Raw genomic sequence first — 20,743 nt, 5'->3', positions numbered from 1 at the left:
GCTGCTCCAGTCACCATAGACGAGAACGTGTTCTAGTTCTAGGGTGGGGGCATGGACTCCCTCGTCGCGGATGTGGTGATCGTGGGTTTCGGTGCGGCCGGCGCCTGTGCGGCGATCGAGGCCGCCGATGCCGGTGCCCGGGTGCTGGTGCTGGACCGCTTTTCCGGCGGTGGCGCGAGCGCGGTCAGCGGTGGTGTCGTCTACGCCGGGGGCGGGACGGCGCAGCAGCGGGACGCGGGCGTCGACGACAGCATCGACGCGATGTACGACTACCTGCGGCTGGAGGTCGGTGACGTCGTCTCCGAGGAGACCCTGCGGCGTTTCTGTGCGGGCAGTACGGAGATGATCTCCTGGCTGGAAGGCAACGGCGTGCCTTTCGAGGGCAGTCTGTGCCCGTACAAGACGTCGTACCCGAGCGACAAGCACTATCTGTACTACTCGGGCAGCGAGGCGGCGGGCGGTTTCCGTGACGCCGCCAAGCCCGCGCCGCGCGGACATCGCGTCAAAGGGCCCGGCACCTCAGGGAAACTGCTGATGAAACGCCTGATGGAGGCGGTTCGGAGTCGTGGGATCCAGGTGCTGCCGCAGACCGCCGCGCGGAACCTGATCGTGGACGCCGACGGGACCGTGACCGGCGTCGTCGTGTCCACCCTGCGGGACGCTCCCGCTCGTGTGCGGGCGGCGCACCGGAGGCTCTCGGCGTATGCCGCCAAACCGGGGATCTACGTGCCCTCGCTGCGGAAGTCGCTGCACCGGCGGGCCGAGCGCATCGAACGCCGTTATGGCCGTGAGCTGCGGATTTCCGCCTCGCGTGGGGTCGTGCTCGCGGCGGGCGGGTTCATCGCGAACCGCGAGATGGTGCGCGAGCACGCGCCCGCGTATCGCGGCGGGCTGGCGCTCGGGACGTCGGCCGACGACGGCTCCGGCATCCGCATGGGGGTCGAGGCGGGCGGGGCCACCGCGGAACTCGGGCGGATCTCCGCCTGGCGGTTCATCACCCCGCCGTCGGCGTTCCTCGGCGGCCTGCTCGTGGACAAGACCGGTGGCCGCATCATCGACGAGTCCCGGTACGGGGCGGCCGTCGGCGAACGCATGATCACCGGCCATGAAGGGCGTGGCTGGCTGCTGGTCGACGACGCCATCGTCCAGGAGGTCCGGCGGGACGCGCGCGGGCAAAGTCAATGGTTCCAAGGACTTCAGGTGCGGTACCTGCTGCGGCAGCGCGTCGTCGCCGGGTCGCTGGACGAGGTCGCGCGCAAGGCAGGCGTCGACCCCGGCGGGCTGGCCGCCAGTGTCGAGGCGGCGAGGTCCGGCGCGGATCCGACGGGCAAGCCCGCGGAGTTCGCGCGGCCGCTGGACCGGGCGCCGTACTCGCTGATCGACGTCTCGATCAAGCCGAACCTCGGCTATCCGTGCCCGATGCTGACGCTGGGCGGCCTGGTCGTGGACGAGGAGACCGGGGCGGTGCGGTCCACCGGCGGCGCCCCGATCCGTGGGCTGTACGCGGCGGGACGGACTGCGGTGGGAATCTGTTCTAGGTCCTACGTGAGCGGTCTGTCGCTGGCCGACTGCGTGTTTTCCGGTCGGCGTGCCGGACTGCACAGTGCCCTCGGCCGGGGATCGGTCGACAAAAACGAGAACGTGTTCTAGTCTTGGATCGGTTCACCGAGAACGAGAGAGGGACGCATATGAGCGAGCACGCCGCGCAGGACGTGATCGCGGGGATCCGGGAGCTGCTGCCGGTCCTGCGGGAGCGGGCGCAGGAGGCGGAGGACGCCAGGCGCGTTCCCGAAGAGTCCGTCAAATCCCTGCAGGAGACCGGGTTCTTCAAACTGCTGCAGCCGAAGACGTTCGGTGGCCTCGAAGCCGACCCGGTGAGCTTCTACACCGCCGTCAAACTCGTCGCGAGCGCGTGCGGCTCCACCGGCTGGGTCGCCTCCATCCTCGGCGTCCACCCGTGGCACCTCGGCCTGTTCGAAGCGCAGGCTCAGCAGGACGTCTGGGGTGACGACGCCGACGTCCGGATCTCCTCGTCGTACGCGCCGATGGGCAAGGCGGACGTCGTCGACGGCGGCTACCGGCTCAGCGGGCGCTGGAGCTTCTCCTCCGGCTGCGACCACGCGACCTGGGTGCTGCTGGGCGGGCCGGTGTTCAAGGACGGGAAACCCGTCGACTTCTGCACGTACCTGGTGCCGATCGCCGACTACACGATCGAAGACGTCTGGGACACCGTGGGCCTGCGCGGCACCGGATCCAACGACATCATCGTGAACGACGTCTTCGTGCCGAAGCACCGCGCGCTGAGCTTCATCGCGACGTCGAAGTGCAAGACGCCGGGGCAGGAGATCAATCCCGGGCCGCTGTACAAACTGCCGTACGGCTCGGTGCATCCGAGCACGATCACCGCGCCGATCATCGGGATGGCGCAAGGCGCCTACGACGCGCACGTCGAGTACCAGGGCAAGCGCGTCCGCGCGGCGTACGCGGGTGAACAGTCCAAAGAGGACCCGTTCGCCAAGGTGCGGATCGCCGAGGCGGCGAGCGAGATCGACGCGGCCTGGCTCCAGCTCACGCACAACATCGACGAGCTGTACCAGCTGGCGTGCAAGGGGGAGAAGCTGCCGTTCTCCACCCGGCTGCGGGTCCGGCGTGATCAGGTCCGCGGCACCGAGCGCGCGATCTTCGCGATCGACCGGCTTTTCGAGAACTCCGGCGGCCGCGCCTTGCAGGCCGGAACCCCGATCCAGCGGTTCTGGCGCGACGCCCACGCCGGCCGGGTGCACGCGGCGAACGACGCCGAGCGCGCCTACGTCATGTTCGGAACCGGCGCCTTCGGGCTGCCCGTCGAGAATGCGATGGTCTGATGACCGAAGGCAAGTACGTCACTGTCCGAGATGGACTCAAGCTGCACTACCACGAGGCGGGTGCGGAACATTCCGAGACGGTGATCCTGTTGCACGGCGGCGGGCCCGGCGCGTCGGCGTGGAGCAACTTCGGCCGCAACCTCCCGGTGTTCGGCAAGAACTACCGGACGCTGGCCATCGACCAGCCCGGGTTCGGCCGCTCGGACAAGCCGACCGAGCATCCCCAATACTTCCGACACAGCGCTGACGCCGTGGTCGGGCTCATGGACGAACTCGGCATCGAGCGGGCGCATTTCGTCGGCAACTCGCTCGGTGGCGGGGCTTCCGTGCGGCTCGCGCTCAACCACCCGAAGAGGGCCGGGCGACTCGTCCTGATGGGGCCGGGTGGGCTGAGCGTGAACCTGTTCGCGCCCGATCCCACCGAGGGCATCAAGAACCTCGGCCGGTTCAGCGCCCCGCCGGGACCGAGTCGCGAGAAGCTCGAAGCCTTCCTGCGGATCATGGTGCACGACCAGTCGCTGATCACCGACGAACTGATCGACGAACGGTTCGCCGCCGCGAGCGCGCCGGAGTCGCTGGCCGCGATGAAGGCGATGGGCAAGTCGTTCGCTCAGCCCGACACCTACGAAGAGGGCATGCTGTGGCGTGAGGCGCATCGGTTGCGGCAGCGCGTGCTCCTGATCTGGGGCCGGGAGGACCGCGTCAATCCGCTCGACGGCGCGCTGCTCGCGCTCAAGACGATCCCGCGTGCCCAGCTGCACGTGTTCGGCGGCTGCGGGCACTGGGCGCAGCTGGAGAAGTTCGACGAATTCAACCGGCTGGCACTCGACTTCCTGGGAGCCTCCTGATGGGTATCCGCTCGCTCGCCTACCTCCGCATCGAAGCCACCGACATGGCCGCGTGGCGCGAATACGGGCTGAAGGTCCTCGGCATGGTCGAGGGTTCCGGCACGAATCCGGAAGCGCTCTACCTGCGCATGGACGATTTCCCGGCGCGGCTCGTGATCTTCCCCGGCGAGGACGACCGGCTCGCCGTCGCGGGCTGGGAGGTCGCCAACGCCGGCGAACTCGACGAAATCCGGGCTTCGCTCGACGCGCATTCGGTGCCGTACAAGGAAGGCACGCCGGATCAGCTGGCCGATCGCCGGGTCGACGGCCTGGTGTCCTTTGAGGACCCTTCGGGCAACACGCTGGAAGTGTTCCACGGCGTCGCGTTGCAGCACCGGCGCGTGGTGAGCCCGTACGGGCACAAGTTCGTGACCGGTGAGCAAGGACTCGGGCACGTCGTCCTGTCCACACACGACGATGACGCTTCCCTGCGGTTCTACCGGGACGTCCTCGGGTTCCGGCTGCGGGACTCGATGAAACTGCCGCCGCAGATGGTCGGCAGGCCGGCCGACGGCGCTCCGGCGTGGCTGCGGTTCTTCGGCTGCAACCCGCGGCACCACAGTCTCGCGTTCCTCCCGATGCCGACACCCAGCGGCATCGTGCACCTCATGGTCGAAGTGGAGAACACCGACGACGTCGGCCTCTGCCTCGACCGGGCCATCCGCCGGAAGGTGCCGATGTCGGCGACCCTCGGGCGGCACGTCAACGATCTGATGCTCTCGTTCTACATGAAGACCCCCGGCGGCTTCGACGTCGAATACGGCTGCGAGGGGCGTCAAGTGGACGACGAGAGCTGGATCGCCCGAGAGAGTACGGCGGTTTCCTTGTGGGGACACGACTTTTCAGTCGGCGCCCGCCCGCCGGGGCAGTCGTGACCCCGGTGACGGACCTCGGCGCGGACATCGATCCGGCGCGGTTCCGGACGGTGCTCGGGCATTTCTGCACCGGCGTCGCGGTGGTGACCGGGCACGACGGCACGGCTCCGGTGGGCTTCGCGTGCCAGTCGTTCGCGGCGCTTTCGCTGGATCCGCCGCTGGTGCTCTTCTGCCCTGCCAAGACATCCCGGACCTGGGCGGTGCTCGCCGAGTCCGGCCGGTTCGCCGTCAACGTGCTCGCCGAAAATCAGCAAGAGGTGAGCGCGGTGTTCGGCGCGCGGGGCGCGGACAAGTTCGCGTCGGTCGACTGGTCGCCCGCCCCGTCCGGATCCCCTTTGCTGACCGGGGCCCTGACCTGGATCGACTGCACCCTCGAAGCCGTGCACGAGGCGGGTGACCATTACGTCGTCGTCGGCCGGGTCACCGCGCTCGGGGAACCGTCCGACGATCGGCCGCTGCTGTTCCATCGCGGGCGGTACACGGTGACCGAGCCGGTGACGGACGCGCTCGCCGCGCTCATGCCCTGGCCGCGTCCCGACGATTGGCTCTGATCGGCTCGCCGGCGTCGTGCAGGCTGCGCAACGCGAGCGAGTACGACTCGATGAGCCCGGTTTCGTGGTATGGGACACCGATCTCGTCGCAATAGCGCTGGACGATGGGCCGGGCGCGGCGCAGATGCGGCGACGGCATGCTCGGGAACAGATGGTGCTCGATCTGGTAGTTGAGCCCGCCGAGCGCGACGTCGACGATCCGGCCGCCGCGGACGTTGCGTGACGTGAGCACCTGCTTGCGGAGGAAGTCGAGTTCGGTGTCGCCGGACAGGATCGGCATGCCCTTGTGGTTGGGCGCGAAGATCGATCCCATGTAGACACCCCACAGTGCTTTGTGGACAATGAAGAAGACGAGCGCCTTGCCGGGGGAGAGGACCACGAGCAACGCGCTGAAGTAGAGCGCGAAATGCGCCAGCAGCAGCGCCGCTTCGAGCCCGCGCCGCCGGAGGCCCGGCTTCGCGACCGCGCGGATCCCGGAGAAGTGCAGGTTCAGGCCTTCGAGGGTGAGCAGCGGGAAGAACAGGAACGCTTGGTAGCGGCCGATGAACCGGGGGAGGCCCTTGCTGGCCCGCGCCTGGTCCTTCGACCACACGAGGATGTCCGGATCGACGTCGGGGTCGAGGTCCTCGTGGTTCGGATTCGCGTGGTGGCGGGTGTGCTTGTCCATCCACCAGCCGTAACTCATGCCGACGCCGAGGTTCCCCGCGATCCGCCCGGCGATCTCGCTCGGGCGGCGGGTGCGGAACACCTGACGGTGCGCGAGATCGTGCGACAGCAACGCGATCTGGCCGAACATCACCACCTGGAAGACGGCGATCCCCAGCTGCCACCAGGAATCCCCGATCGCGAAGAAGGCGACCCAGCCGGAGACGAAGAGGGTGGCGACCAGGCCGATGCGGAAGACGTAGTAGCCGGGACGGCGGTCGAGGAGGCCCGCTTCGCTGACGCGGCGGGACAGACGGGCGAAATCGCTGCCTGTGCGGAGATTTGCGGTCACCGTTGTGAGTCTCGTCGGGGGCGGAGGTGGAGTGAATGCGGTGCGCCGGTGGGTTGGTGCGGGGGTTGGCCCTACCCTGGGTGCGCGATGAGGTGGTACCTGCGGGTCGTGTGGTCGCACGACTTCGGCGAGGAGCCAGTGGAGATCCTCGGCGAGATCGGCTCCGATGGATACGAGTGCCGGAAAGTGGAGCGGTTCCGGGGCGGCAGGGCCGGTTGGGCCGGTTGGGCCGACGAGAAGGACGAGGTGGGCGGCACCGGTTTGGGTGAGGTTCCCGTCCCGCCCCTTGCCGAGATCAACGCGCAGCCGGAGTTCGTGGCGGTCAGGATCACCGGTGCGGAGTTCGGGCGGGCGTGGCGGCGAGCGCTCGGTGGGCGGTGATTGCCTTCGTTCGGCGGTGTGTCCGTCGGTTTTGCTTTTGGCCACGGGTATGCCGGTTTTTGTGATCCGCGCTGATGTCGCCAACGGGTGGTGGCGCCGGTGTCTCTCTGGGAGCCGTGTCCGAGATGGTCCACGCTCACCCTGGCAACGCGGCAGCAACGAGAACACCAATGGATTACTGCGCCAGTACCTTCCCAAAGGAACCGACCTATCAGGGTATTCACAGGACGAACTCGATGCCATCGCAGACGAACTCAACGACCGGCCGCGGCAGACGCTGGGCTGGCTTAAGCCGATCGAAGCGTTCAGCAAAGTGTTACTAGACTAGAGGTGGTGCACTCACCGGTTGAAACCACCCCCCGGATTCAGTGGCGGTCGAACTGGTGTTTGAGTATGATCTTGGTTATGACCACTTCTTTTGCTTTTAATCCGAAAGCTGCTCGTCTTCTGGATGCCGCCTACGACGAGGAGGTTGTGTTGCGTCGGGCGCAGGGGCGGCAGGTGCGTTCGATAGCGGGTTTTGCTGGGGTGGGTGGTTCGCGAAGATCGGTGACCGAGGAGGTCGCGTTGGCCTTCTCGGTCTCCCGCAATCAGGCGTATCTGCTGGTCGAAACCTCGTGTGCGTTGGTGGCCCGGTTGCCGAACACGCTGGCGGCGCTGGAAAACGGTGACATCGATCTGTACAAGGCGTCGAAAGTCACCCAGTTGACCCGCGAAGTCTCCGACGAGATCGCCGCGCAGGTGGACGCTTGGATGGTCACGCGTCTCGCCGGGCGCGATCCCGGGGCGATCCGGAAGTCGGTGGATCACGCGGTGCAGAAGTTCGACCCGGACGGCTATCGGGAACGTGCCGCGGCCAAACGCGCGTTGCGGCATGTCTCGCTGGAGCACGAGGACGAGACCATGTCGAAACTGTCGGGCTGGCTGCCGGCCGAGGTGGCGAGTTCGATCTACGCGTCCCTGAGCCAGGCGGCGAAGAAACGCCGCCGGACCGATCAGTCCCGCACCCTTGACCAGCATCGGGCGGATATTTTCGCCGAACGGTTACTGGCCGAGGACGGTCATGGGACACCGCGGGCGCATGTCCATGTCTATGTCGACTTGCTGACCCTGACCGGCGCCCGGGAAGACCCCGCGACCCTCGCCGGGTACGGCCCCGTTCCCGGCTGGCTCGCCCGCGGGATCGCCGCCGACCCCGGCTCCACCTGGTCCCGGCTGATCACCGACCCGCTTACCGGACAACTCCTCGAAGCCAGTCCCGGTACCTACCGGTCCCCGGCCTCACTCGCCAGGTTGATCAAGGCGCGGGATCGCGAATGCACCCACCCCGGCTGCCACCGACCGGCCGAGTTCTCCGAGATCGACCACATCACCACCTGGGCCCGCCACGGCAACACCGACCACCACAACTGCCACGCCGCCTGCAAAATCCACAACCTCCTCAAAGAAGAACCCGGCTGGACCACCCAACCCACCGGCAACGGCGGCATGACCATCACCACCCCCACCGGCCACACCTACACCGCCACACCCGAACCACTCCACGACCCACGACCCCAACCCGACGACGACACCCCACCCTTCTGATCGGCACAGAAATACGCCCTGGAGCCACCCGGCCTCACGCCGGGCGGCGACTCCGGTGCGCCCAAAGCGCGGTTCCGCGGGAAGTCGATAAGCACGCCCTGGCTCACTGGAAATAGGCCGGGCGGTTGCACCGGCGCGCCCAGGGCACGTCGTCCAGTCTGGACTCCCGCAGTGGGCAGCCCCCGCAGCCGCCCGGATGTGCGCCACGTCGTGGCACCGGCGCGCTCAGAGCCCGTCCCGTTAGGAACTACTCGGTTGGCGGGTTTCTGTATGCCCCGGGCGCGCACGCCAGGCCCCGACCCCCGCGCCCAGGCCCCGCCCGGCCGCAACCCCATGCGACAGACCCGCCACAAACCCCGCACCAGGCGACGACACCCTCAGAAACCAGGGCGCGTGAAGCCCCCTTCCCCTCACAGAACCGAGGGAAGGAGTCCTTCACGCGCCACCAAGCACCGGCTAAGACCCCGCAGCAGCCTCCCGAGCCGCATCGAACGGAGCCCGATCGAACACGATCCGCAACTCCACGATCTTCCCCTCCCGCACCGTCAGCAGCTCGGCCCCGGGCGCGCTCGCGACCGGCAGGGTCGTTGTGTCGTACATCAGCAACGCGGTCGTCTCGTCCCCGAACGCCGAGAGCAGGGTCGAGCCGGTCAGGATCTCGGTGAACGGGCCCATGAACCCGCGAAACGCCTCAGCGCCGGAAAGCGGCCCACCGGGCGTGTGGCAGACGATGTCGTCGGCGACGTAGGTCATCGCCTTCTCGAAGTCCTTGCCCGTCCACGCGTGGTGGTAGGCGAGCGCGACATCCAAGGCGGGACTGGTCATGATGGTTCCTTTCGTCGGTCTTCACCCAGTCAGACACCACTCCCGCCGCGAAAGGAACGGTCAGTGAGCACCAGGGCGACAGACGAGCAGGGGTTTCGCGAGCTCGCCGACACCTATCGGGACGAGCTGCACCTGCACTGTTACCGGATCCTCGGCTCCCTCACCGACGCCGAGGACGCCGTACAGGAGACGCTCCTGGCCGCCTGGCGCGGCCTCGACGGCTTCGAGGGGCGCTCATCGTTTCGCACCTGGCTGTACCGCATCGCCACCAACCGCTGCCTCAACGCACTGAGGGACGCCGGCCGCCGTCGCCCGCCAGAGCCGGTGCCGCCGTTCGACCCGCCGGAGCCGAGCCGACGCGGTGAAGTGACCTGGTTGCAGCCGTATCCGGACGAGCTCGCCGACAGCGAGCCCGGCCCCGAAGCGCGCTACACCACCAGGGAGGCCGTCGAGCTCGCCTTCATCACCGGACTCCAGCTCCTCCCGCCGAGACAAGCCGCCGTGCTCGTCCTGCGGGACGTCCTGTGCTTCCCCGCCGGGGAGGTCGCGAGCATGCTCGGCACCACCGAGACGGCGGTCAAAGGCATCCTCCAGCGTGCCCGCGCCTCCCTCGACAAGCATCGAGCCCGCACGGCACACCGCCCCTCACCGCGGGAACGCGAGCTGACCAGGCGCTTCGCCGACGCGTTCACGGCGGGCGACCTCGACGGCGTCCTCAGCCTGCTCACCGACGACGCCTGGCTCGCCATGCCGCCGGCGCCGCACGAGTACCACGGTCGCGAGGCGATCGCGGGCTTCCTCCGCGTCACCATGGCCGTCCCCGTGGAGGGTTTCACCATGACCCCGACGCGTGCCAATGGCCAGCCCGCCTTCGTCTGCCGTCACGGTGAGACACCGGCCGGGCTGATGGTCCTCACCCTCGACGGTGACCGCATCCGCGCCATCACCCGGTTCCTGGATCAGAAGTGACCCGCCAGACGGCCGCACAGCGCGTGGATGTCCGCGGCCGGCACGCCCGTCCACGAGGGACCGTCCATCCACCCGAGCTCCGAGGGCGTTCCCTGGTACCGCACGAAAACGTGCTGATGGAAATGAGCGACGCCGCGCCCGGCGATGGCGGAGAACACGTGCTCCGGAGCCAGTTCCGCGCGCAGGCCCCTGGCCGCGCGCCAGGCCGCCTGCGAAACCGCCGTGACCTCGTCCGGGGTCAGCTCGTCCAGCGCCGCCACATGCCGCCGGGTTTCGACGAACAGATAACCGGGGAAGTCACCGGGCCGGTGCGACACGACGACCGTGTCGTCGGCCCAGACGACGGGCCCCACCAGCGGGCCTTCGCCACGGTGCTTGGCACAGATCGCGCACTCCACCGGCTCACGATAACGGCGGCCGCACCCGCCCGAGGTGGTCTCCAGGCGAGCCGAACAGGTGCGCCGCGCCATGCGCCCGCTTGAAATAGCGGTGCGCCGGATGCTCCCAGGTGATCGCGATCCCGCCGTGCAGCTGGATCATCTCGCCCGCCACCGTCGCCAGCGCCTCCGAGCAGTGCACCTTCGCCACCGCGGCCAGCCTGCTCGACTCCGGAGCCGCATAGGCTGCCGAGCGCGCGGTCTCCACCAGGACGTGGAGATCGGCCATCCGATGCTTCAACGCCTGGAATCCTCCGATCGGCCTGCCGAACTGGTGCCGCTGCTTGCTGTACTCCACCGTCAGTTCGAACGCCCGCGCCGCGGCTCCGGCCTGTTCGGCGGCCAGGACGGCACAGGCGACGTCTCGCAGCACGCCGAGGTCGACGGGGCCGATCAGCCGGGCGGGGGCACCGTCGAAACGAACCCGCGCGAGCCGCCGGGTTTCGTCCATCGCCGGAGTCCGCTCCCGCCGCGCATCGGTGACTTCGTACAGCGAATCGCCGGCCACGACCAGAAGGATCTCGGCCTCGTCGCCATGGAGGACGTAGTGCGCCTCACCTTCCACCACGGAATCGTCGACGCGGCAGGCAGGAGCATCCCAGCGACCTTCGGCGTCGGTCCAGGCCACCGCGCCGACGACCCCTTCGGCGAGGCGGGGGAGCAGCCGTTCGCAAGCCTCGTCGTTGCCCGTGGCCAGGACGGCGTGCACGGCGAGCACGGCCGAGCCGAGGAACGGGACGTCGGCGAGGACCCTGCCCAGTTCTTCGGCGACCACCTGCAGTTCCGTGGTCCCGGCGCCGAGCCCGCCGAACCGCTCGGGAACGGCCAGCGCCGCCACGCCGATCTGCTCGCACAGCTCGGGCCAGGGATCCGCTTCCCGGTCCAGCAGTTTCCGCACGCTGTCACGCAGCGCGTCCTGCTCGGCGGTGAACGTCATGACAGCACCCGCTCCCGGTGGAACCGCGGCGTGCCCCACGCGCCGACCAGCGCGCGGACCCTGGTCAGCCGCAGGCCGAGCGCGTGTTCCGCGGTGTAGCCGATCGCGCCGTGCACCTGGAGCCCGGTCCGCGCGGCGAGGTGCGCGGCATCGCCGCATGCCACCTTGGCCGCGGAGACGTCGCGCCGGTCCAGGGTGACGGCCGCGCCGAACAGCAGCGGTTCGGCCAGCGTGAGCGCGGTCGCGACGTCGGCGAGCAGGTGTTTGATCGCCTGGTACCCGCCGATCTCTCGCCCGTACTGCTTGCGTTGCGCGGCGTAGGCGACGGACGTGTCGAGCAGCCATCGTCCCGCGCCGAGGAGTTGCGCCGCGGTGACGAGACAGCCCAGTTCGAACGCGCGCTCCGCATCGAGCGCCGAGCCGAGGTCGTCCCCGGTCACCGGCGGGTACAGCCGGCGCGAACCGTCCACAGAGGACAAAAGTGCGCCGGGGGTGAACGCGCGCAGCCTGCCGTTCTCGACGGCGAGCCGCGCGTCCGCGACGTCGGAATCCAGGGTGTACGGCACGTGCGGCGCGAAAGCCACTGACGCCAGCGTCTCGCCGGACGCGACCGAAGTCAGCAGTTCGTCGTCGAGCAGGGACGGCAGGACGGCCACGGTGTCGGTCCACGGCCCGGGAACGCAGTGGTAACCGAGCCGTTCGAAGCCGACGGCCAGATCCACCGGTGTGGCGCCGAGACCGTCGTACTTCTCGGGGACCGCCAGCGCGGTCACGCCGAGTTCAGCCAGCCGCCGCCAGATCTTGAGGCCGGGGCCGTGATCGCCCGCCGCCCAGGAGCGGTTCGCCGAATCGGTGTCCACACCGGACAGTAGATCGTGCAGGCTGCGGGAGAACTGCTCCTGCTCGCCGGAGAATGCGAACCTCATCGAGCCCCCTTCGGCAGGCCGAGCAGTCGTTCGGCGACGATGGACCGCTGGATCTGGTCGGTCCCGCCGTAGATCGGCCCGGCCAGGGAGAACAGCCAGCCGTCGCTCCAGGCGCCCCGCAGTTCGGCGTCCGGACCGAGGATGTCGAGCGCCGTTTCGTGCAGGGCGACGTCGAGGTGCGACCAGAACAGCTTGTTGACACTCGATTCCGGGCCGAGCTCGGCGCCGTCGGAAAGCCGGGTGACCGTGCCCAAGGTGTACAGCTGATAGGCCCGCGCACCGATCCACGCGTCGGCGACCCGGTCCGCGGTGTGCGCCGGCCGACCGGCGTCCCGCCAGAGCGAGACCAGCCGGTCGGCCGCGGCGAGGAACCGGCCGGGACTGCGCAAGGACAGGCCGCGCTCGTTGTTCGCGGTCGTCATCGCGACCCGCCACCCCTCACCCGGCGCGCCGATGACGTCCTGGTCGGGGACGAAGACGTCCTCGAAGAAGATCTCGGCGAACCCCGGTTCACCGTCCAGCTGGGGGATCGGCCGGACGGTGACGCCCTCGGCGCGCAGATCCACCATCAAATAGGTGAGTCCCTTGTGCCGCACCGACTCCGGGTCACTGCGGAACAGGCCGAACGCGCGGTCGGCGAACGTGGCCCGCGAGCTCCACGTCTTCTGCCCGCTGACCCGCCAGCCGCCGTCGCAGCGGGTCGCGGTGCTGCGCAGCGCGGCGATGTCGCTGCCCGCCTCGGGTTCCGACCATGCCTGCGCCCAGACCTCCTCGGAGCGCGCCATCTTCGGCAGGATGCGGGCCTGCTGTTCTTCCGTGCCATGGGAGAACAGCGTGGGTGCGAGCATGAAGATGCCGTTCTGGTTGACCCGCAACGGCGCACCCGCCGCGTAGTACTCCTCCTCGAACAGCACCCACTCCAGCAGGCTCGCGTCCCGCCCGCCGAACTCGCGCGGCCACGAGACGACCGACCAGCGGGCGTCGGCCAACCGGGATTCCCACTCGCGGTGCTGCGCGAACCCTTCGACGGTGTCGAACGACTTCAGCGGCTCGGCGGGAACATTGGCGGCGAGCCAGGCACGTGCTTCGTCACGGAGGGCGAGGGTCCGCTCGTCCAGATCGAGGTTCATCATGAACTCGCGTCCCGCATCGAGCGCGCGTCCTGGCCGCCGAGCGAGTCACCGCCGGAGACCTCGGCGTTGTGCGCGTGCGCGAAGTGGTGCAGCCCGAACACGGAGTCCATTCCGGACCGGAGGCCCATCAGGTCTTCAGCCTGGTTGACGGCCTTCTTGGCGAGCGCGAGCCCCATCCGCGGCATCACCGCGATCTTCTCCGCCAGCGCCATCGTCTCGGTTTCGAGATCGGCGCGCGGGACGACGTGGTTCAGCATGCCCCATTCCTTGGCCTGCTGCGCCGTGAAGCGCTCACCGGTGAACAGCACCTCCTTGGCCGCGCGCGGCCCGAGGACCCAGGGGTGCGCGAAGTACTCGACACCGGGGATGCCCATGCGCACCACGGGATCGGCGAAGAACGCGTCGTCGGAGGCGACGATCATGTCGCAGACCCACGCCAGCATCAGGGCGCCCGCGATGCACGCGCCCTGCACGCTCGCGATGGTCGGCTTCGGGATCTCGCGCCACCGGCGGCACATGCCGAGATAGACCTCGGACTCGCGGGCGAACCGCTGATCGCCGCCCTCGGCGCCGACATGGTCCCACCATAGGACCGCCTTGCGCTCGAACGAGACGTCCACGTCGCGCTCCGGCGTCCCGATGTCGTGCCCGGCGGAGAAGTGCTTTCCGGCGCCGGCCAGCACGATCACCTTGACCTCGGGATCGTCGACGGCGCGGGTGAACGCCGCGTCGAGCGCGTAGGTCATCGCCGAGTTCTGCGCGTTCCGGTACTCCGGCCGGTTCATCGTGACGACGGCCACCGGCCCGCGTCGCTCGTACTCGACGGTCATCCGTTCTCCTCCCGCAACACGCGTTTCAGCACCTTCCCCGACAGATTCCGCGGCAGCTCCGCCACGAACTCGATGTATCGGGGGAGCTTGTAGTTGGCCAGATTGCTTTTGCAGTGCGCCAAGACGTCCTCAGTGGACAGTTCGGCGCCGGGACGGAGCCGGATGTAGGCCTTGCCCGCCTCGCCGTACACCGCGTCGGGAACACCGACCACCGCGGATTCCGCCACGCCGTCCAGCCAGCCGAGCGCCTGCTCGATCTCGGCCGGGTAGACATTGAACCCCTTGCAGACGTACATGTCCTTGATCCGGTCGACGATCCGCAGGTAGCCGCGCTCGTTGAGCACCCCGACGTCGCCGGTGTGCAACCACCCTTCGGCGTCGATGGCTTCCGCGGTGGCGTCCGGATCGTCGAGGTAACCGAGCATCACGTTCGGCCCGCGCAGCAGGACCTCGCCGAGTTCGCCGAGTTTCACCTCGAAGCCCGCTGTCGCCCGGCCGGAGAAATGAGCCACCAGTTTCGCGTCGTCTTCGGGGCGGGACATCGTGGCCACCACGGCTTCGGTGAGCCCGTACGCGGTGAGCACGGTGTCGAAACCCAGCTCCGTCCGCATTTGCTCGACCAACGCGACCGGCACGGTCGCCGCCCCGGTGACGGCGAGCCGGAGGCTGGACAGATCGCGGTTCGCGCGTTCGGGTGCGTCCAGCAGGACCTGGTAGATCGTCGGCGCGCCGGGCAGCACGGTGATCCGCTCGGTTTCGACGAGGCGCAGGGTTTCCCGGACGTCGAAGGTGCGTTGCGGCAGGATCGTCGCGCCACGCAGGATGGCGGCGAGGATCCCCGCCTTGTAACCGAAGCTGTGGAAGAACGGGTTGATGACGAGATAGCGGTCTTCCTCGGTCAGCCCGCCGCACTCGGCCCAGGCTTCGGCGACGCTCAGCGCCTGCCGGTGGCTGCTCATCGCGCCCTTGCTGCGGCCGGTGGTCCCGGACGTGAACAGGATGTCGCTGACGTCGTCCGGTTTCGCGGGACTGACGAAGTCGCTGTCGAGACCGGCGAGCGCGGCCCATTCCGTCACGCCCTCGACCGGTCCCTCCGCGCCTTCGACCGGGATGCGCAGGACGGTGCCGGGGCGGGAAGGGCCGAGGTCCGCCAGCCGGTCCGTGCCGAGGAACGTGCCGGTGATCGCCAGCGCGGAAACGTTCGCGCGCTCGAGGACGTCGACGGTCTCGCGGGCGGTGAAGCGGGTGTTGACCGGGATCAGCGTCGCTCCGGCGTACAGCGCGCCGAGCCCGGCGACGACCCAGTGCCAGGTGTTGGGGGAGCAGATCGCGACCCGCGCGTGGCCCTCGAAGAACCGCGCGGCCTGGCGCACCCGGCGGGCGAGTTCGGCGTAGGTGAGCCGGACTTCGCCGTCGACCAGCGCCTCCCGCGCGGCGAAGCGCTCCGCGGCCCTGTCGAGCGCCGCCGGGATGGTTCCTTCAGTCATCGAAGTCTCCCTAGCTGTCCGCCAGTCCGCGCGCGTCCGCGATCGTGTCGCCAGGGCGAAGCAGGCGGAAATCTCACTTCTTCGACGAGGGCGCCCGATCGCGGGGCCTGCAGGCCAGGGGCGCGCGCTCTGGTGTCACTGGATGCAGCGGAGCCGGAATCCTTTCTCCCTAGCAAGTGCTTGGTAGGGTAGCCTACGCAGCAGGCTCTGGTTTGGCTAGAGGAGGCAGGCGTGGCCCAAGACGGTTTCCGTGACCGTGTGCGCACCTGGCTGGCGGAGAACCTGCCGCCGGAACTGCGCGGTTTGGGCGGTCCCGGCCGGGAGCACGAAGCCTTCGACGAACGCGTGGAGTGGGAGCGGCGGCTCGCCGCGGCGGGCTGGACCTGCGTCGGCTGGCCGGTCGAGCACGGCGGACAGGGCGCGACACTCGAACAGCAGGTCGTGTTCCACGAGGAGTACGCGCGAGCGGGCGCACCGGCGAGGGTCAGTCACCTGGCGCAGGAACTCCTCGGCCCGACCCTGATCGCGTTCGGCACGCCGGAACAGCAGAAGCGGTTTCTGCCGCCGATCGTGGCCGTCGAGGAACTGTGGTGCCAGGGTTATTCCGAACCCGGTGCCGGATCCGACCTCGCCGCGGTGTCGACCACGGCGACCCTCGAAGGCGACGAGTGGGTGCTGAACGGCCAGAAGGTGTGGACGTCGCTCGCCCACGTGGCCGACTGGTGTTTCGTGCTGGCCCGCACCGAACCCGGCTCGAAACGCCACAAAGGACTGTCCTATTTGCTCGTCCCGATGAACCAGCCCGGCGTCGAGGTCCGCCCGATCCAGCAGCTCACCGGGACCTCCGAGTTCAACGAAGTCTTCTTCGACGGCGCCCGAACCGCGAAAGACCTCGTCGTCGGCGAACCCGGCGACGGCTGGCGGGTGGCGATGGGCACGCTCGCGTTCGAGCGCGGCGTCGCGACGCTGGGGCAACAGGTCGGGTTCCGCCGGGAACTCGAAGAACTCACCAGGATCGCGCCGGACGACCCGGTGATCGCCGAACGGATCGACCGCGCCTGGGTCGGCCTGGAGGTCATGCGGGCGCAGGCGATCCGCACGCTCGGGGACTCGTCGCCCGGCGTGGCGGAAGTGTCCAAACTGGTCTGGGCGAACTGGCACCGTGGCCTCGGGGAGCTCGCGATGCTCGTCCGCGGCGCGCGGGGCATGCTCGCGGAAGACGGGCTCGACGCCTGGCAACGGCTGTTCCTGTTCACCCGGGCCGACACGATCTACGGCGGCTCCAACGAGATCCAGCGCAACGTCATCGCCGAGCGGGTGCTCGGCCTGCCAAGGGAGGTACGCCCGTGATCCCGGTGCCGAAGTACCCCGAGGGGGCGAACCTCCTGCGGGACAAGGTGGTCGTGGTGACGGCGGCGGCCGGCACCGGGATCGGTTCCGCGGTGGCGAAACGCGCGTTGGAGGAAGGCGCCCGCGTCGTGATCAGTGACTGGCACGAGCGGCGCCTCGGTGAGAAGGCGGCCGAACTCGGCGACGTCCACGCGATCCCCTGCGACGTCACCCAGGAAGACCAGGTGCGGGCGCTCATCGACGGGGCCGCGGCGCACTACGGCCGGATCGACGTGCTGATCAACAACGCCGGGCTCGGTGGCACGAAGTCCATTGTGGACATGACGGACGACGAGTGGGCGCGAGTCATCGACGTGACCCTCAATGGCACGTTCCGGGCGACGCGGGCCGCGGTGAACCGGTTCATCGCCCAAGGCGACGGCGGGGTGATCGTCAACAACGCGTCGGTGATCGGCTGGCGCGCGCAGGCCGGGCAGGCCCACTACGCGGCCGCGAAGGCGGGGGTCATGGCGCTCACCCGGTGTTCGGCCGTCGACGTCGCCGAACACGGCATCCGGGTCAACGCCGTCGCGCCGAGCCTGGCGATGCATCCCTTCCTGGCCAAGGTGACCAGCGAGGAACTGCTCACCGAACTCACCGCGCGCGAGGTCTCGGGGAGGGCGGCGGAACCGTGGGAAGTGGCGAATGTGATGGTGTTCCTCGCCAGTGAGTACTCGTCGTACCTCACCGGTGAGGTCGTGTCCGTGAGTTCCCAGCATGCGTGAGGTAGTAATGAAAGCCAGCCCCGGGTCCCGCCGCGCCGAACTGCTCGCCCTGGCGGCGAAGCTGTTCGCCGAGCGCGGGTACGTCTCCACCACCGTGCGGGACATCGCGGACGCGGCGGGCATCCTTTCGGGGAGTCTCTATCACCATTTCGACTCGAAGGAGTCGATGGCCGACGAGATCCTCACCGGATTCCTCGACGAACTCTTCGGCGCCTACGCCGAGATCGTCGCGGAAGGGAAGGGCCCGCGGGAAACGCTCGAAGCGGTCGTGGTGGCGTCGTTCGAATCCATTCACCGGCGGCCCGCCGAGGTGGCGATCTACCAGTCCGAGGCGAAACACCTCATGCAGTTGCCGCGGTTCGACTACCTCAACGATCGCAACACCGAATTCCGCAAACTGTGGAACGGGATCCTCACCGACGGCATCGCGGCGGGCGTGTTCCGCGAGGATCTCGACGTCGAACTCACCTACCGGTTCATCCGCGACACCGTCTGGGTGGCGGTGCGCTGGTACAACCCCGGCGGCACGCTGAGCGCGGACGACGTCGCGCAGCAGTACCTCGGGATCCTGCTGGACGGCATCGCGACCAAGAGGAGGCGGCGTGGCTGAAGCTTATGTCCTGGATGCGGTCAGGACCCCGGTCGGCAAACGCGGGGGAGCGCTCAGCGGTGCCCACTCCGCCGATCTCGGTGCGCACGTCATCCAGGCCGTGGTCGAGCGGACCGGCGTCGAGGCCGACCTGGTCGACGACGTCATCCTCGGCTGCTGCGACACGCTCGGCCCGCAGTCCGGGAACATCGCGCGCACGGCGTGGCTCGCGGCGGGTTTCGGGCACCACGTGCCGGGCGTGACGATCGACCGGCAATGCGGGTCGAGCCAGCAGGCCGTGCACTTCGCCGCGCAGGCGGTGCTGTCCGGGACGATGGACCTCGTCCTAGCCGGCGGCGTGCAGAACATGAGCGCCATCCCGATCAGCGCGGCCATGCTGGCCGGACGCGAGTACGGCTTCGAGGACCCGTTTTCCGGCTCGAAGGGCTGGCAGGAGCGGTACGGCAGCGTCGAGGTGTCGCAGTTCCGCAGTGCCGACATGATCGCCGAACACTGGGATCTGACCCGTGAGGCGATGGAGGAGTTCGCCTTCCGCAGCCATCAGCGCGCGATCGCGGCCATCGACGAAGGCCGGTTCGCCGCCGAGATCGCGCCGTTCGCCGGTGCCGCCCTGGACGAGGGGCCCAGGCGCGACACCACGTTGGAACGGATGGCCGGGCTGAAACCGCTGAGCGAGGGTTCGCGGATCACCGCCGCCGTGGCCAGCCAGATCTCGGACGGCGCCAGCGCGACGCTCATCGCGTCGGAGAAGTTCGTCGAGGACCACGGTCTCACCCCGCGCGCCCGGATCCATCACCTTTCCGTGCGGGCGGCGGATCCGGTGTGGATGCTGACCGGGCCCATCCCGGCGACCGCGCACGCGCTGCGGAAGACCGGGCTGAGCATCGACGACATCGACCTGTTCGAGGTCAACGAGGCGTTCGCGAGTGTCGTCCTGGCGTGGATCGAGGAGACCGGCGCCGATCCGGACCGCGTCAACGTCAACGGCGGCGGGATCGCGCTCGGCCACCCCATCGGGGCGACCGGTACGAAGCTGTTCGCGACCCTGCTGCACGAACTCGAGCGGCGAGGCGGGCGCTACGGGTTGCAGACGATGTGCGAGGGCGGCGGAACGGCGAACGTCACGATCATCGAGCGTCTCTGACACTCCACACCGCGAGCGCCGCCGCGCTGAACGCCGCACCGAGCAGGCAGACGCCGGTCCAGCCCGCGACGGCGTAAACGGCGGTCGAGCCGATGGCGCCCAGGCCGCTGCCGACGGAGTAGAAGATCATGTACCCGCCGATCAGCCTGCTGCCGGCGTCCGGCCGCAGCGGGTAGATCAGGGTCTGGCTCGTGACGTGCACGGCCTGGACGGCGAGGTCGAGCAGGATCGCGCCCGCCGCCAGCGCCCACAGTGACGAGCGGGTGAAACCCAGCGGTATCCAGGAAACCAGGAGCAGGCCGAGGGCGAGACCGGTCGTCCACCGCGCGCGGCCGCGATCGGCGAGCCGTCCGGCCGGTGCCGCCGCCAGCGCGCCCGCGGCCCCGGCCAGCCCGAACGTGCCGATGGCGGTGTGCGACAGGCCGTCCTCGGTGAGTGGCAGGGCGACCGAGCTCCACAAGGTGCCGAACGCGGCGAAGATCAGCAGCGCGAGCATGCCGCGCGTCCGGAAGACGGGCTCCTCGACGAAAAGCGACCACGTGGAACGCAGCAGCCGCCCGTAGTCCATGGACTTTCCCGGGGGCGTGGCGGGAAGTACGCGATACAGCACGATCGCGATCAGGACGGTCACGCCCGCGGACACGACGTACACCGCGCGCCAGCCCGCGAGATCGGCCAGCGTGCCGGACACCGTGCGCGCGAGCAGGATCCCGAGGACGACTCCGGTCGTCACGAGACCGACCACGCGGCCGCGTTCGCCGGGTTCCGCGAGCGACGCGGCGAACGCGACCAGGAGTTGCGTGACGACGGCGAGCACACCGATCGCCGCCATCCCGGCGAACAGCACCAAGCCGTTCGCGGCCGTCGCGGCGACGAGTTCGGCGATCGCCAGCAGGGCCAGCTGGCCGGTGACGAGCCGCCGCCGGTCGAGCAGATCACCGAGCGGGACCAGCAGGAACAGGCCGAGGCCGTAGCCGAGCTGGGTGAGCGTGACGATGCCGCCGACGGTCGACGTGGCGATGCCGAGGTCGGCGCCCATCGTGACGAGCAACGGCTGCGCGAAGTAGATCGTGGCGACGGCCGTCCCGGCGGCCACGGCGAACAACAGGACGACACCGCGGTGCACGAACCCTCCAGATGGTTTCAAGTTGCTACCAACGGACGGTAGAGGAGTTCGGTAGTAAGATGC

21 protein-coding genes and 1 pseudogene are annotated in these 20,743 nt (G+C 69.0%); 13 read left to right on the top strand and 9 right to left on the bottom strand.

All coding sequences use genetic code 11. The features are described from left to right. Positions 1–51: 51 nt before the first annotated feature. The 5 genes from NQK81_RS09935 to hsaB are packed head-to-tail and all read left to right on the top strand — an operon-like array spanning position 52 to position 5,177. Positions 52–1,650 carry an FAD-binding protein gene (locus NQK81_RS09935; RefSeq protein ID WP_257487963.1) on the top strand — a complete coding sequence of 533 codons (1,599 nt, stop codon included), beginning with the start codon at positions 52–54 and terminating at the stop codon, positions 1,648–1,650. A 38-nt stretch (positions 1,651–1,688) separates the two neighbouring features. Beyond that, a complete protein-coding gene (hsaA, locus tag NQK81_RS09930) occupies positions 1,689–2,864 on the top strand; it encodes a 3-hydroxy-9,10-secoandrosta-1,3,5(10)-triene-9,17-dione monooxygenase oxygenase subunit (protein WP_192745467.1) in 1,176 nt (391 codons plus the stop codon). Continuing rightward, complete coding sequence (hsaD, locus tag NQK81_RS09925; RefSeq protein ID WP_257487962.1) at positions 2,864–3,712, top strand: 4,5:9,10-diseco-3-hydroxy-5,9,17-trioxoandrosta-1(10),2-diene-4-oate hydrolase; 849 nt, start codon at positions 2,864–2,866, stop codon at positions 3,710–3,712. The genes hsaA and hsaD overlap by 1 nt, the downstream gene beginning before the upstream one ends. Beyond that, positions 3,712–4,626: an iron-dependent extradiol dioxygenase HsaC gene (gene hsaC / locus NQK81_RS09920; RefSeq protein ID WP_257487961.1), complete on the top strand. Its 915-nt coding sequence runs from the start codon at positions 3,712–3,714 to the stop codon at positions 4,624–4,626. Before hsaD ends, hsaC begins: the two co-directional genes overlap by 1 nt. Continuing rightward, positions 4,623–5,177: a 3-hydroxy-9,10-secoandrosta-1,3,5(10)-triene-9,17-dione monooxygenase reductase subunit gene (gene hsaB / locus NQK81_RS09915; RefSeq protein WP_257487960.1), complete on the top strand. Its 555-nt coding sequence runs from the start codon at positions 4,623–4,625 to the stop codon at positions 5,175–5,177. Before hsaC ends, hsaB begins: the two co-directional genes overlap by 4 nt. On the opposite strand, the gene NQK81_RS09910 is transcribed toward hsaB, so the two are convergent. After that, a complete protein-coding gene (locus NQK81_RS09910) occupies positions 5,143–6,174 on the bottom strand; it encodes a fatty acid desaturase family protein (protein ID WP_257487959.1) in 1,032 nt (343 codons plus the stop codon). The genes hsaB and NQK81_RS09910 overlap by 35 nt on opposite strands. Before the next feature lie 87 nt (positions 6,175–6,261). Between NQK81_RS09910 and NQK81_RS09905 the strand changes: the two genes are divergently transcribed. The 3 genes and pseudogenes from NQK81_RS09905 (at position 6,262) to NQK81_RS09895 (ending at position 8,142) form a co-directional block, all read left to right on the top strand. Further along, positions 6,262–6,555 carry a DUF6881 domain-containing protein gene (locus tag NQK81_RS09905; protein WP_257487958.1) on the top strand — a complete coding sequence of 98 codons (294 nt, stop codon included), beginning with the start codon at positions 6,262–6,264 and terminating at the stop codon, positions 6,553–6,555. A 130-nt stretch (positions 6,556–6,685) separates the two neighbouring features. Beyond that, positions 6,686–6,883 (top strand): annotated as a pseudogene (locus NQK81_RS09900) (transposase); the annotation flags it as partial. Positions 6,884–7,104: 221 nt separating this feature from the next. Further along, a complete protein-coding gene (locus NQK81_RS09895) occupies positions 7,105–8,142 on the top strand; it encodes an HNH endonuclease signature motif containing protein (protein ID WP_371878893.1) in 1,038 nt (345 codons plus the stop codon). 456 nt (positions 8,143–8,598) lie between these two features. Here NQK81_RS09895 and NQK81_RS09890 read toward each other — a convergent pair whose 3' ends face one another. Continuing rightward, entirely contained in the window at positions 8,599–8,967 is a 369-nt protein-coding gene (locus NQK81_RS09890) for a nuclear transport factor 2 family protein (protein WP_257487956.1), read from the bottom strand. A 63-nt stretch (positions 8,968–9,030) separates the two neighbouring features. Here NQK81_RS09890 and NQK81_RS09885 point away from each other — a divergent pair, with 63 nt between their 5' ends. Continuing rightward, a complete protein-coding gene (locus tag NQK81_RS09885; protein ID WP_257487955.1) occupies positions 9,031–9,936 on the top strand; it encodes an RNA polymerase subunit sigma-70 in 906 nt (301 codons plus the stop codon). Here NQK81_RS09885 and NQK81_RS09880 read toward each other — a convergent pair. The 6 genes from NQK81_RS09880 to NQK81_RS09855 are packed head-to-tail and all read right to left on the bottom strand — an operon-like array spanning position 9,927 to position 15,686. Further along, positions 9,927–10,334: an HIT family protein gene (locus tag NQK81_RS09880; protein WP_257487954.1), complete on the bottom strand. Its 408-nt coding sequence runs from the start codon at positions 10,332–10,334 to the stop codon at positions 9,927–9,929. The genes NQK81_RS09885 and NQK81_RS09880 overlap by 10 nt on opposite strands. A 4-nt stretch (positions 10,335–10,338) precedes the next feature. Beyond that, positions 10,339–11,310, bottom strand: coding sequence for an acyl-CoA dehydrogenase family protein (locus NQK81_RS09875; RefSeq protein ID WP_257487953.1), 972 nt, complete (start codon positions 11,308–11,310; stop codon positions 10,339–10,341). Next, entirely contained in the window at positions 11,307–12,236 is a 930-nt protein-coding gene (locus NQK81_RS09870) for an acyl-CoA dehydrogenase family protein (protein ID WP_257487952.1), read from the bottom strand. The genes NQK81_RS09875 and NQK81_RS09870 overlap by 4 nt, the downstream gene beginning before the upstream one ends. Continuing rightward, complete coding sequence (locus NQK81_RS09865; protein ID WP_257489729.1) at positions 12,233–13,366, bottom strand: acyl-CoA dehydrogenase family protein; 1,134 nt, start codon at positions 13,364–13,366, stop codon at positions 12,233–12,235. The genes NQK81_RS09870 and NQK81_RS09865 overlap by 4 nt, the downstream gene beginning before the upstream one ends. Continuing rightward, positions 13,366–14,199, bottom strand: coding sequence for an enoyl-CoA hydratase (locus tag NQK81_RS09860; RefSeq protein WP_257487951.1), 834 nt, complete (start codon positions 14,197–14,199; stop codon positions 13,366–13,368). Before NQK81_RS09860 ends, NQK81_RS09865 begins: the two co-directional genes overlap by 1 nt. Continuing rightward, the gene (locus NQK81_RS09855; RefSeq protein WP_257487950.1) at positions 14,196–15,686 is read right to left on the bottom strand and encodes a FadD3 family acyl-CoA ligase; all 1,491 of its coding nucleotides are present in this window, start codon (positions 15,684–15,686) and stop codon (positions 14,196–14,198) included. The genes NQK81_RS09860 and NQK81_RS09855 overlap by 4 nt, the downstream gene beginning before the upstream one ends. Before the next feature lie 231 nt (positions 15,687–15,917). Here NQK81_RS09855 and NQK81_RS09850 point away from each other — a divergent pair, with 231 nt between their 5' ends. Genes NQK81_RS09850 through NQK81_RS09835 form a run of 4 tightly spaced genes read left to right on the top strand, consistent with a single transcriptional unit; the run spans position 15,918 to position 19,554 of the window. Continuing rightward, complete coding sequence (locus tag NQK81_RS09850; protein WP_257487949.1) at positions 15,918–17,036, top strand: acyl-CoA dehydrogenase family protein; 1,119 nt, start codon at positions 15,918–15,920, stop codon at positions 17,034–17,036. Beyond that, the gene (locus tag NQK81_RS09845; protein ID WP_257487948.1) at positions 17,033–17,800 is read left to right on the top strand and encodes an SDR family oxidoreductase; all 768 of its coding nucleotides are present in this window, start codon (positions 17,033–17,035) and stop codon (positions 17,798–17,800) included. Before NQK81_RS09850 ends, NQK81_RS09845 begins: the two co-directional genes overlap by 4 nt. 7 nt (positions 17,801–17,807) lie before the next feature. Further along, positions 17,808–18,410, top strand: a complete 603-nt coding sequence (locus NQK81_RS09840; protein WP_034317213.1) for a TetR/AcrR family transcriptional regulator — start codon at positions 17,808–17,810, stop codon at positions 18,408–18,410. Next, positions 18,403–19,554, top strand: a complete 1,152-nt coding sequence (locus tag NQK81_RS09835; protein ID WP_257487947.1) for an acetyl-CoA C-acetyltransferase — start codon at positions 18,403–18,405, stop codon at positions 19,552–19,554. The genes NQK81_RS09840 and NQK81_RS09835 overlap by 8 nt, the downstream gene beginning before the upstream one ends. Here NQK81_RS09835 and NQK81_RS09830 read toward each other — a convergent pair. Further along, on the bottom strand, positions 19,538–20,701 hold the full coding sequence (locus NQK81_RS09830; RefSeq protein ID WP_371878862.1) for an MFS transporter: 1,164 nt from the start codon (positions 20,699–20,701) through the stop codon (positions 19,538–19,540). The two genes, NQK81_RS09835 and NQK81_RS09830, sit on opposite strands and share 17 nt — an antisense overlap. Between the last annotated feature and the right edge of the window lie 42 nt (positions 20,702–20,743).

Source organism: Amycolatopsis roodepoortensis, from assembly GCF_024628825.1.
Lineage (GTDB): Bacteria > Actinomycetota > Actinomycetes > Mycobacteriales > Pseudonocardiaceae > Amycolatopsis > Amycolatopsis roodepoortensis.
The sequence above is the reverse complement of the archived record's forward strand: the minus strand, read 5'-3'. Positions and strand labels throughout refer to the sequence as shown.